At 60.2% G+C, this 11,957-nt stretch carries 11 protein-coding genes and 1 other RNA gene; 6 read left to right on the top strand and 6 right to left on the bottom strand.

Features of this window, described 5'->3' with window-relative positions; translation table 11 throughout:
• The first annotated feature begins 54 nt into the window (after positions 1–54).
• The gene (locus J2D73_RS19920) at positions 55–552 is read left to right on the top strand and encodes a hypothetical protein (protein ID WP_207884135.1); all 498 of its coding nucleotides are present in this window, start codon (positions 55–57) and stop codon (positions 550–552) included.
• A 171-nt stretch (positions 553–723) separates the two neighbouring features.
• Here J2D73_RS19920 and J2D73_RS19915 read toward each other — a convergent pair whose 3' ends face one another.
• From J2D73_RS19915 to ssrA, 4 genes are all read right to left on the bottom strand, one after another.
• Positions 724–1,116 carry a VOC family protein gene (locus J2D73_RS19915; protein WP_026398851.1) on the bottom strand — a complete coding sequence of 131 codons (393 nt, stop codon included), beginning with the start codon at positions 1,114–1,116 and terminating at the stop codon, positions 724–726.
• Positions 1,117–1,294: 178 nt separating this feature from the next.
• Positions 1,295–2,983 (bottom strand): fumarate hydratase, encoded by a 1,689-nt coding sequence (locus J2D73_RS19910; protein ID WP_207884134.1) that lies wholly within the window; start codon positions 2,981–2,983, stop codon positions 1,295–1,297.
• A gap of 57 nt (positions 2,984–3,040) precedes the next feature.
• Positions 3,041–3,577, bottom strand: coding sequence for an SspB family protein (locus J2D73_RS19905; protein WP_207884133.1), 537 nt, complete (start codon positions 3,575–3,577; stop codon positions 3,041–3,043).
• Positions 3,578–3,783: 206 nt separating this feature from the next.
• Positions 3,784–4,117, bottom strand: a transfer-messenger RNA (tmRNA) gene (gene ssrA, locus J2D73_RS19900).
• Positions 4,118–4,238: 121 nt separating this feature from the next.
• Between ssrA and J2D73_RS19895 the strand changes: the two genes are divergently transcribed.
• From J2D73_RS19895 to J2D73_RS19875, 5 genes are all read left to right on the top strand, one after another.
• On the top strand, positions 4,239–4,826 hold the full coding sequence (locus tag J2D73_RS19895; RefSeq protein WP_207884132.1) for a Dabb family protein: 588 nt from the start codon (positions 4,239–4,241) through the stop codon (positions 4,824–4,826).
• A 153-nt stretch (positions 4,827–4,979) separates the two neighbouring features.
• Positions 4,980–5,888, top strand: a complete 909-nt coding sequence (thyX, locus tag J2D73_RS19890; protein WP_207884131.1) for an FAD-dependent thymidylate synthase — start codon at positions 4,980–4,982, stop codon at positions 5,886–5,888.
• On the top strand, positions 5,881–6,090 hold the full coding sequence (locus J2D73_RS19885) for a hypothetical protein (RefSeq protein ID WP_207884130.1): 210 nt from the start codon (positions 5,881–5,883) through the stop codon (positions 6,088–6,090). The genes thyX and J2D73_RS19885 overlap by 8 nt, the downstream gene beginning before the upstream one ends.
• A 60-nt stretch (positions 6,091–6,150) precedes the next feature.
• Positions 6,151–8,340, top strand: a complete 2,190-nt coding sequence (locus J2D73_RS19880) for a M3 family metallopeptidase (protein ID WP_243430128.1) — start codon at positions 6,151–6,153, stop codon at positions 8,338–8,340.
• Between the two features lie 247 nt (positions 8,341–8,587).
• The gene (locus J2D73_RS19875) at positions 8,588–9,877 is read left to right on the top strand and encodes an alkaline phosphatase family protein (RefSeq protein WP_207884128.1); all 1,290 of its coding nucleotides are present in this window, start codon (positions 8,588–8,590) and stop codon (positions 9,875–9,877) included.
• Positions 9,878–10,074: 197 nt separating this feature from the next.
• Here J2D73_RS19875 and adhP read toward each other — a convergent pair whose 3' ends face one another.
• Both adhP and J2D73_RS19865 read right to left on the bottom strand, forming a co-directional pair.
• On the bottom strand, positions 10,075–11,103 hold the full coding sequence (adhP, locus tag J2D73_RS19870; RefSeq protein ID WP_207884136.1) for an alcohol dehydrogenase AdhP: 1,029 nt from the start codon (positions 11,101–11,103) through the stop codon (positions 10,075–10,077).
• Positions 11,104–11,320: 217 nt separating this feature from the next.
• The coding region (locus J2D73_RS19865; RefSeq protein ID WP_207884126.1) for a hypothetical protein at positions 11,321–11,957 on the bottom strand (637 nt) is incomplete at its 5' end.

The raw sequence follows: 11,957 nt of genomic DNA, 5'->3' as shown, positions 1-11,957 counted from the left end.
GGCGCCAATCTCATGCGCAGAAATGCTCACCCGTGATTTTCCAAACAGGCTCTAATGAACACATTCATCGATGATCTATCTTCTGGAAAACCCTATGATCAAGGAAAAATCACAGGCTATTCCGATGACGAAATATCCAAAATCGAGCGTCTTTATGACATAAAAGTTAACGGGTTTTTCAGGAGTTTCCTCAAATTCTCCGGCCGATGCTGCGGCGGACTTCTGGGTGACGACCCTATCATTCTCTATAGAAATTCATGGACCGTCAGGGCCCAACTTCTGTTTCAAATTGGCTTATTTGACGAAATGCAGGAAAATTCTCATTATGAATACCTAAAATATAAACCGTTTTGTTTTTCTCTAGAGGGTGAAATCCAATATTATTTCATCATGACATCACATAGAGATTCAGAAAGCGTTTTTTCATTTAATGAAAATACAGGCGATATTACAAATAGGTTTATAATCATGAAAGATTACATAAAAAAAATCATACAGAATCACACTGATGTAAACAACCATGCCGCCTCAGGAGAACTTATAAAAATTTGATGCATTACCGACAGCACCACCAAGGGAGTTCTTTCTACTGACAATTAATCAAAAGTTATATTTTTCTGGTTTACGTTAGCCGTAAACCAGACAGCATTACAGATTAGTTTCTTAAATGCGCTACAGGAAAAGCATAATTGCCGCGCGCCGTCACCAAAACTCATAGCTCCCTCACCCCTGATACGAAGAAATCTCCACCAGATTCCGATCCGGATCACGGCAGTAAACCGACGTGATCGGCCCCAGCGCTCCAAGGCGCGCCACGGGGCCTTCCACCACCTCGACTCCGCATTTGCGCAAATGCTCGATGATTTCTTCACTGCGAACGGCGGCCACGAAACACAAATCGTTGGCGCCGCAGGTGGAGTATTCGGCGGTCTCCCAACCCTCCATCCCCTCGGGACGCAGATTGATCTTCTGGCCGCCGAATTTCAGGGCGGTGCGGTTGTGGCGCCCGTATTCCTCGCGCTCCATGCCCAGAACGCGCTGGTACCATGACGCCGAGATTTCGACGTCGCGAACCGTCAGCACAATATGATCGAGACGATCGACGGTAAAACGCATTCCACGAGCACCTTCCACAAGAGGGACCACAACCTTGCTGGACCGAAGCCCGGCGCGCGTTGCGACCGCACGGCCCCAAAGGATAGAGGGACCGCGCCACTGTCTTTATGGGGACATAAACCGGGAGGAATGCAAGCCCCTCGGGACATTGCCCCGAGGGATCCGGATCAGGCCTGCGTCAGGTCAGGCCAGCGTAGAAGTCGTTGCCCTTGTCGTCGATGACGATGAAGGCCGGGAAATCCTCGACCTCGATCTTCCAGACGGCCTCCATGCCAAGCTCGGGGTATTCCAGAACCTCGACCTTGCGGATGCAATCCTGCGCCAGACGCGCAGCCGGGCCGCCGACGGAACCCAGATAGAAGCCGCCATAGCTCTGGCAGGCGTCCTTGACGGCCTTGGAGCGATTGCCCTTCGCCAGCATGACGAACGAGCCCCCGGCCTTCTGCAGGTCGTTGACGTAGGAATCCATGCGCCCTGCCGTGGTCGGGCCGAAGGAGCCGGTCGGCATGCCTGCAGGCGTCTTCGCAGGGCCCGCATAATAGACCGGGTGGTCCTTCAGGTACTGAGGCAGGCCCTCGCCCCGATCCAGACGCTCCTTGAACTTCGCGTGCGCGATGTCGCGCGCCACGACGACCGTCCCCGTCAAAGCGAGACGCGTCTTGACCGGGTGCTTCGACAGTTCCGCACGGATTTCGTCCATCGGACGGTTCAGGTCGATCTTTACGACGTCGCCGCCAAGATGCTCGTCCGTCGTCTCCGGCAGGAAACGGGCCGGATCGCGCTCAAGCTGTTCGAGGAACACGCCCTCGGCGCTGATATACGCCTTGGCCTGACGATCTGCCGAGCAAGACACGCCGATGCCAACCGGAAAGGACGCGCCGTGGCGCGGCAGACGGATGACGCGGACATCGTGACAGAAATACTTGCCGCCGAACTGCGCTCCGATGCCCAGCTTCTGAGTCAGCTTCAGCACTTCGGCTTCCATCGCTTCGTCACGGAACGCCTGAGCGTTCTCGTTACCTTCGCGCGGCAGGGAATCGTAATAATGGGTGGAGGCCATCTTGACCGTCTTGAGCGTCTGCTCGGCCGACAGACCGCCCAGAACGATCGCGAGGTGATAGGGCGGACAGGCGGACGTGCCGAGAGTCTTCAGCTTCGTCTCAAGCCATTTGAGCAGATTTTCCTTGCTTGAGATCAGCGCACGCGTTTCCTGAAACAGAAACGTCTTGTTGGCTGACCCGCCGCCCTTGGCGACGAACAGGAAATCATACTGCTCGGGATGATAGGTGCCGGGATTGGCGGCGATGTCCACCTGCACGGGCAGATTGGTGCCGGTGTTTTTTTCTTCGAAAATCGTCAGCGGCGCCATCTGGGAATAGCGCAAAGCGGTGCCGGTGTAGGTATTGTAGACCCCGCGCGAAAGCGCTTCCTCGTCATTGCCTTCCACCCACACCCGCTGACCTTTTTTGCCGACGACAATCGCCGTTCCAGTGTCCTGACACATGGGGAGCGCACCGCCAGCGGAAATGCAGGCGTTCTTGAGAAGATCGAGCGCCACGAACTTGTCGTTGTCCGATGCTTCCGGGTCCTTGAGAATCCGGGTCAGCGATTCCAGATGTCCCGGCCGCAACAGATGCGCGATGTCGTTGAACGCCTCGGTCGCAAGCGCCTCGAGAGCGGCGGGGTCGACGCGCAGGACGGTTCGACCATCGACCGTCAGCGTGCTCACGCCTTTCACATCAAGCTTGCGGTACGGCGTTTCATCGTTACCGAGCTGGAACACTGGAGCGTAAGCGAAATCCCGTGTCGCTGAAGTCTTGGCGGCGGAGGAATCCGGCGCTTTTGCGACGGGGGTCTGAACAGTCATGGTCTCGGTCTCCCGACGTGCGTTCAGCCGACGATCACACCGCCAGCCTTGATAACGTCAGCCTTGATTCGGGCCCTTCTTGCGGAATGCGTCGAGGCTTACGACCGCAGGAGAAGCGTCGGGTTCTGGCTCCGACCGCTCTTCCTGAACGGAGGCGGTTTCTTCCAGCACGGGCGCCGCCGCATCCGGCTCGTCCGGCGTCGTGAAACGCAGGGAGAGCTGGATATGCGGGTCCGCGAATCCCGTAATCGCCGCAACCGGGATCACAAGCGTCGAACCGACCCCGCCAAAAGACAGTCCGACCGAGACGCAGTTCCTGGCCCTGTCGACCGTAAGGTCCCAGAACTGATGCTGCAGCACGATGGTCATCTCATGCGGGTACTGGGCGCGGAGCCGGGCCGGAATCTCCACACCAGGCCAGTCGGTGCGGAAAGACACATAGAAATGGTGGCCGCCCGCAAGCCCCTCGCGGCTCACATGTTCGAGCGCACGCAACATCACCTCACGATAGGCGTCTTCCATCCATGCCTCGTAAGGCAGGAGGCTCTCCGGCAGTTCGCCTCCAAACTCGGTGTCGTCGTGATCGCTGGCCATCGCAAAAGCCCCTGTTTTTAACAAGCGTCCCCCTCACGCCGTGCGCTTTGGAGACGGTCTTTCGGGCGCGCGGCGCAACATGCCGACGCCAGCCCGTCTGGAAGAGGGATGCGGCAAACAGGAACTGAACGCAAGCGCCGTCGGGCGATGCGTCGTCACGCAAGGGTGAACGCGCCAGAGTCGTCATGGGTCGCGAAGAAAACTGAAGTGGGAGGGCTTCTGTTGCCCGGTGCCCTCCCGAACCGCGCTTATCGCTTATGCAGCGACAGCGAGCACCTCAGAGTTATCGTTGGCACTTGTGATTTAGCCCGATGACGGTGGTACAATGCCGGGCAAAAGGAACGGTTTTACCACGCGTGTCGAGCCTGTTTCGTCCCCATGTTTCCCCGCCCCGAAAGGCTGGAGGAGATGGTGGAGACGCCGGGTACCGCCCCCGGGTCCACAACGCTTATTCTACGTTCCGTTTATCGCCATAGCCAAGGAGCCGAAACTCCTCCTGCACGGCGACATATAGGCGTCCGCCCCACCGCGCGCAAGCGCTCGCCGTCCCAAAGGGGAGCCAACGCGATCTGCGCGCAACCTCTTGTGACCAGAGCTTTTCCAACCGCCTCCGCCACGTCGCGTAATATACGCCGACAGACCACCGCCCCGGAGACCCACAATGAAGCATCTTCCACTCCTCCGCCGCTCCGTCCTGCTTGCGGCGATCTGCCTGGCGCCGGCTGGCGAACACGCCGTCGCCCAGCCGAGCCAGCAACCGCATGCGGCCAGACCGGACGCGGCCGCACTGGCGGCGCAGCAGCTTCGCGATCAGGTCGGCCTCGCCGCCTTCACTGCACCCGACTTTCGCCCCGGAACGGTGAAGCACATGGTCATGTTCGAACTGCGTCCGGGCGCCACGGACGCTCAACGCAAGATGGTCGTTCAGGAGTTTCTGGACCTCGCCCGCCTGTCCCGCCGCCCAAACGGCTCGACCGTCGTCCAGTCGATCGAGACAGGCCTGCAGGATAGCGGCGAAGGCGTTGATCGAGGCCTCCAACTGGGGTTCCTCGTCACGTTCAAGTCGCAGGGCGACAGGAATTTTTATGTAGGACGACCGATCGTGAACGATCCCGCGTTTTTCGACGCCGCGCACGAGCGCTACAAACAAAAAGTCGGCGCCCTGCTGCAACAGGTCGTGGTGTTCGACTTCCCGGTGTCCGCCACAACGACGCTCGCGGCATTCAGCGGAGGCCACCCCAGCCGGTAACGGCCGCCGCTTGCGCGGCGCCATTCCCTCACGTTCCTATCCGGTGCCCCGCGTGCTAGAGGTCTTCACCCGACACGAAGATCGCTACGCGCCCTCGCAGCGCATGCGAACGATCCTCGCCATCCCTTTCTCGAAGGCGCCAGACCACCAGCCATGCCCCTGACCGACGCCCAACGCGCCGAGATCGAAGCCCACTCCCAGGCCTCGGCTCCCACACGCCGCCCGACCGTTCCCGCACTCGAGGAAAAGCTGTTTACGGCGATCCCCGTGCTCGACCACGGCTTCATCCGCGTTATCGATTACATGGGCGACGATTCGGCGGTCGTTCAGGCGGCGCGCGTGTCCTACGGACGCGGCACTAAGAAAGTCTCTGAAGATTCGGGCCTGATCCGCTATCTTATGCGGCACAGGCATTCGACGCCGTTCGAGATGTGCGAGATCAAGTTCCACATCAAACTGCCGATCTTCATCGCCCGGCAGTGGATCCGGCACCGCACGGCCAACGTCAACGAATACTCGGCGCGTTATTCGATCCTCGATAACGAGTTCTACCTGCCCGCCCCCGAACATATGGCGGCACAGAGCGCCAGCAACCGTCAGGGACGCGGCGATACACTGGACGCCGAGACCGCGCAGCAGGTGATGGAGCTTCTGCGCGACGACGCCGCCCGGTGCTACCGGACCTACGAACACCTGCTGGACACCGACAAGGGCCCCGGGCTCGCCCGCGAACTGGCGCGCATGAACCTGACGCTGAACGCCTACACGCAGTGGTACTGGAAGGTCGATCTGCACAACCTGATGCACTTCCTGTCGTTGCGGATCGACCCGCACGCGCAGTACGAAATCCGCGCTTACGCAGAAGCGATGCTCGACATCCTTCGCGCCTGGGTTCCCGTCACCGCCGAAGCGTTTCAGGACTACCGTGTCGGCGCCTTCACATTCTCGGCCTCCATGCTCGCGGCCCTGCGCCGGATGCTGGCGGGCGAAGCGGTGACACAGCCCGATTCCGGCCTCAGCAAACGCGAATGGGAAGAGTTTCAGGCCGCGATTCGTGCCTGACGGAGGGACCTGGGGAACGGCGAAAGGCGGCGGCCCGCAAGACGGTCGCCCGACGCGTCCTCCCCGCCCGCCGAGCTTCACGCCGTTTGTGATCGCCGCCGCAGTCCTCGTGGTCATATGGGCCGCGATGGAATTTTTCCTGCCGCCAACACATCCTGCTCATTGGAAAGACCTCTTTCACAGCGAGCAAACCTCTCGCTGAGATCGAATGCGGACTCCGCAGCGCTTGACCTGCCGGATCGGCTCGCCATAACGATTCGCCATGATTGCAAAGCATTTCATGGCGTCCGCGCCCCTTCCCTGCCGCCCTTCTCGCCGCAGGTTCCGCAACTCCGCCGCCCTGGGCGCGCTGCTGGCGGCAAGCGCGCTCTGCGCGCTGCCGGGCGCCCGCGCAGACGCCCCGCCGACCAACCCTTTTGTGACAGCAAGCACGCTGCCCTTTCAGGCGCCGCGCTTCGACCTGATCCATGACAGCGATTATCAGCCCGCGTTCGAGCAGGGCATGGCCGAACAGCGCGCCGAGGTAGACCGCATCGCCAACGACCCGGCGGCGCCGGACTTCGAAAACACCATCGCCGCACTCGAACGCTCCGGCAGGATGCTCGATCGCGTCAACAACGTCTTCAGCTGCGTATACGGCGCTGACACGAACCCGGCGCTGGACAAGGTGGAGGAGATCGAGGCCCCGAAGCTGAGCGCGCATCAGGATGCGATTTTCCTCAACCAGAAACTGTTCGCACGCGTGAAGGCGCTTTACGACCAGCGCGACGCCCTGAAACTCGATCCCGAACAGCTGCAGGTTCTCGAACTCTACTACCAGCAGTTCACACACGCGGGCGTCCAGCTTTCCGCCGCCGACCGGACAACCCTCAGCGCGCTCAACACCCGGATATCGTCGCTTGAAACCAGCTTTCAGCAGAAGCTGATGGAAGGCACGAAAGCCGCGGCCCTGATCGTGGACGACAAGACGGTTCTGGCAGGCATCGGCGCCGAAGGCATGATCGGCGCGTCGAAAACAGCCTCATCTCGCGGTCTTGACGGCAAATGGGCGATTGCGTTGCAGAACACGACGCAACAGCCCGCACTGTCATCGCTGGAAAACCGCGCAACGCGCGAGGCGCTGTTCCAGAAAAGCTGGACACGCACCGAGAAGGGCGACGCCAACGACACCCGCGACATAATTTCGCAAATCGCTCAGCTGCGCGCGCAGAAAGCGGCGCTGCTTGGCTATCCCGACTACGCGTCCTACGAACTTTACGACCAGATGGCGAAAACGCCGCAAGCGGCGCAAGCGTTCATGAACCGCCTTGTCCCCGCGACCCGCGCCGAGCAGGAGCGCGAAGCCGCCGACCTGCAACACGAAATCACGGCGGACGGGAAATCGTTCAAGCTGAAGCCCTGGGACTGGAACCTTTACACCGACAAGCTCCGCCAGAAGCGCTTCGACCTCAACCAGAGCGAAGTCCGTCCCTATTTCGAACTCAACACCGTGTTGCGCGACGGCGTGTTCTACGCCGCGAACCAGCTTTACGGCGTGACCTTCAAGGAACGAAAGGATCTTCCGGTCTGGAATCCTGATGTCATGGTCTTCGAGGTTTTCGACAAGGACGGGTCGCCGCTCGGCCTCGCCTATTTCGATTACTTCAAGCGCGACAACAAGAACGGCGGCGCGTGGATGTCGAATCTGGTCGGGCAGTCGAAACTGCTCGGCACGAAGCCGGTCATTTACAACGTCGCAAACCTGCCCAAACCCGAAAAAGGCCAGCCCGCGCTGATCAGCTTCGAAGACGTGGTGACGATGTTCCACGAATTCGGTCACGGCCTGCACGGGCTTTTCGCCAACCAGACCTACCCCATGGTCTCCGGCACAGCCGTCGCGCGTGACTTCGTGGAATTCCCTTCGCAGTTCAACGAACACTGGGCGCTCGACCCGAAAGTGCTCGCGCATTACGCCCGCAATATCGACACCGGCGCGCCGATCCCCGCCAACCTGATCGACAAGATCCGGCGCGCGGCCCGCTTCAATCAGGGCTACGCGCTGGGCGAAATCATCGCCGCGTCAAAACTCGACATGGACTGGCACAGCCTGTCCGCCAGCGCGCCAAAACAGAACGTCGACACGTTCGAGGCCACATCGCTGAAGAAAAGCGGACTCGACGTCGCCGACGTGCCGCCCCGCTATCGCTCCAGCTACTTCCTGCACATCTGGGCCAACGGTTACGCAGCCGGATATTACGCCTATCTCTGGACCGAAATGCTCGACGACGACGTCTATGCATGGTTCCGCGACCACGGCGGCCTGACCCGCGAAAACGGGCAGCGCTTCCGCGACATGATCCTCTCGCAAGGACATACGCAGGACTACGCCGCGATGTTCCGCGCCTTCTACGGCAAGGACCCGGATATCGGACCAATGCTGCAACATCGCGGGCTGGCCCCCGGCGAGAATTGAAGGTTTTCTGAACATTCGTTTCGATACGGGCGCCGTCCTGCGCGGCGCCCGTATCGAAATCGGCCGAAAAAAAATCACCAGAAACAATGGGGTGCCATCCGCCCCGCCTGCCGTCGCGTAGCCGCCCCCAAACCGCACGACGCCCTCCCCCTGTTCGCCCGCGCGTGGATGCTTCATGAAAGAATGAAGCAGACCACAGCCCCGAAGGCGCTACGCCAGCCGGGGCTCCTCACAAGCGAGCGAAACTATGAAGCGCCCTCTTTCGAAGACCCTCGACACATCCCGCCTGAAACGGCTGGGACTCAGCGGCGCAATCGCGCTGCTGCTCGCCGCATGCGCGCATGACGCGACGCAGTCGGCGCAAGGCCCCCAGCCCACGCCGGTCATCCTCGTCTCCATCGACGGATTCCGCCCCGATTACCTCAAGCGCGACGTCACGCCGAACCTGAACGCCCTCGCCGCGTCCGGCGTGCTGGCCGACGGAATGCGCCCGTCCTACCCCTCCATCACCTTCCCCAACCACTATACGCTCGTGACCGGTCGCCGCCCCGACGAGACCGGCGTCGTCGGCAACACGATGGACGATCCGGCCATCGCCAACGAACATTTCAGCCTGGGCAACCGCACCGCGCTGATCGACCGTCGCTGGTGGGATGAAGCCGAGCCAATCTGGGTCACCGCCGAAAAACAGGGCCTGCGCAGTTCCACCCTCTTCTGGCCCGGTTCGGAAGCCGACATCCACGGCGTGCGCCCGTCCGACTGGCTGCCGTTCAATTCGAAAATGTCGTCCAACGACCGCGTCGATCACCTGCTCGGCTGGTTCGACCGCACGCCCGACAAGCGCCCCCGTTTCGCCACGCTGTATTTCGATATCGTCGATCACTCCGGCCACGAAAACGGACCGAACGCGCCGGAAACCACGCAGGCCGTCGCCACTGTCGACACCGCCATCGGGCGGCTGGTCGAAGGCCTGAAATCGCGCGGGATCAAGGCCGACATCATCGTCGTGTCCGATCACGGCATGGCCGCGATCAGCGACAGGCGCGTCATCCATGTGGAAAGCCTGAGCCCCGCCAGCACCTTTCACATGGTCGTCGGCGGCGCTTACGCCGGGATCGACCCGACGCCGGGCAACGAGGCCGTGCTCGCCGCCAACCTGACCAAAAAACACGCCCATGTCGTCTGCTGGGCGAAGGCCGACATCCCCGAGCGCCTGCATTACGGCCACAACGCCCGCGTGCCCGCCTTCGTCTGCATGCCCGACGACGGATGGGTGATCGAGGCCGGCAAGTGGAAGCCGCATAACCCGAACGGCGGCGACCACGGCTACGACAATCTGGAGCCGGACATGATGGCGACCTTCCTCGCCAGCGGTCCGGCGTTCCAGCCGGGAACGCATATCGCCACGTTCGACAACGTCGATGTCTATCCACTGGTCATGACCCTGCTGGGGCTCCAGCCGCTGCCGTCGGACGGAACCATCGCGCCGTTCGCGCCCGTACTGGCGCAAGACGTCTCGACCGCTGCGGGCCATTGACCTTTATACCGGGAGCGCCTGATTCCGGCTCATAAGAGGGGAAGGCAAGGGCTCCGCCCTTGACCCGCCAAAGGCCGGGGGCCTTTGGAAACCGGTTTGTTTATCAAAAATCGGGGTGAAGGGGACAGGTCCCCTTCCGGGTTCGGGCGGAGCCCGACCTTCCATTCAGGACGGTCTCTATGCGGGACCTGCGCCTTTCAGTTCCTGAAGTCGATGACGATGCGGCCTTCCACGCGGCCATTCTCCAGATCGTCGAAAATCTGGTTGATGTTCTCCAGCCTGTCCGCCTTCACGACGGACCGCACCTTGCCATCCGCGAAGAATGACAGCGCCTCAATCATGTCGAGCCGCGTCCCCACGATGGACCCGCGCACCGTCGTTCCGGCCATCACCATGTCGAAGATCGAAATCGGGAATTCGCCCGGCGGCAGACCCGTCAGCACGATGGTCCCGCCACGGCGCGGATAACCCATCGCCTGCGCGAAGGCCGAGCGGGACACAGCCGTCACCAGCACGCCATGCGCGCCGCCGACTTTCTTCTGAATCGCTGCCGCCGGATCTTCAGCCTTCGCGTTGATGGTCAGCGCCGCGCCCAGCTCCTTCGCCTCCGCCAGCTTGGCGTCGTCGATATCGACCGCAACGACATTCAGGCCCATCGCCACGCCGTACTGAACCGCCATCTGCCCCAGACCGCCAACGCCCGACACCGCAACCCAGTCGCCCGGTTTCGTGTCTGTCATCTTCAGGCCCTTGTAGACCGTAAGCCCCGCGCACAGCACCGGCGCAACATGCAGCGGATCAACGCCCGCAGGGATATGCGCGACGTAGTTCGGATCGGCCACGACATATTCAGCGAAACAGCCGTTCACCGAATATCCCGTGTCCTCCTGCTTTTCACACAGCGTTTCCCACCCGCCGTAGCAGTGCTCGCAATGCCCGCAGGCCGAATGCAGCCACGGCACGCCGACGACATCGCCCTCCTTCACCCATTTCACGTTGCTTCCAACCCGCGCCACGCGGCCCACGCCTTCATGTCCCGGAATGAACGGCGGGGTCGGCTTGGCGGGCCAGTCGCCGCGCGCGGCGTGCAGGTCGGTGTGGCACACGCCGCAGGCGTCGAGCTTCACAAGAATCTGGTTCTCGTCGATGGTCGGGATTGCGAGTTGTTCGATGGTCAGCGGTTTGCCGAATTCGCGGCAGACGGCGGCTTTCATGGTGGTCATTATATATATGTTTTCCCTACTCTTGGCCCACGGTGACACTGTGTCGATTACGGAGCTTGAGGCGAGAGTATCCAAAGTTAACGAGGGACGGCTTTGACCTAACCCCAAGTTTCCAATGCATTGAACATTTTTATGTATATACGCGTTACGAGAGGAAAAACACTCCATCCTTGATAATGTCATTGGGGAGCATTGTTATCTTTTACAAGCTCACGTCGACTTATAATGAGAACCAAGTGGCGATACGTGGCTCTCGTGAACCCAGAATGTAAAGGCCACTATGAATTGTAGTCATACACAGGTCTGCATTCCCCCTAACCAATTCAGCTATCAAAGCGTTGTTGGCATAAATCGATCCGGGCTCAAAACTACTTTCGTCGAATTCGTTGGATTCAGGAGGTGCACTCAAAATACCGCAGTCACTCAAAATTCTTAACGCGCGGTAAATTGGCCCTCCAGGAGGCAAACACACAGCAACCGTTTTCATTTGGAAAGCTAAATCTGGATTGGCAAATAAAGCCACCATAAAAAGCGCGCACGCATTCCAACTTCCAATATAGGCTGGCCTAAAGCCACTTGTAATTGGTGAAAACCAACGTTCCTGCGCTCTAGCCAAACGATCTATGGTATCCGGAAGATGGTCTGGGAGTTTAACTTTTTGAAATAACTGGTACCCCCCAAGAAGACTTTGCTCAATAACCCTGGGTCCGCGCTCCAAAGCAAATTTTTTAGCTTCCTTCAAGTCTATGCCATTCCAATTACTCATTAGTATCGCTGCGTGCCTTGTAAAATCCAGATCCAGCTGAGAGCCTGTTTGGAAAATCACGGGTGAGCATTTCTGCGCATGAGATTGGCGC

Origin of the sequence: Acetobacter sacchari (assembly GCF_017377715.1) — a bacterium.
Taxonomy (GTDB): Bacteria; Pseudomonadota; Alphaproteobacteria; order Acetobacterales; family Acetobacteraceae; genus Acetobacter; species Acetobacter sacchari.
The sequence above is the reverse complement of the archived record's forward strand: the minus strand, read 5'-3'. Positions and strand labels throughout refer to the sequence as shown.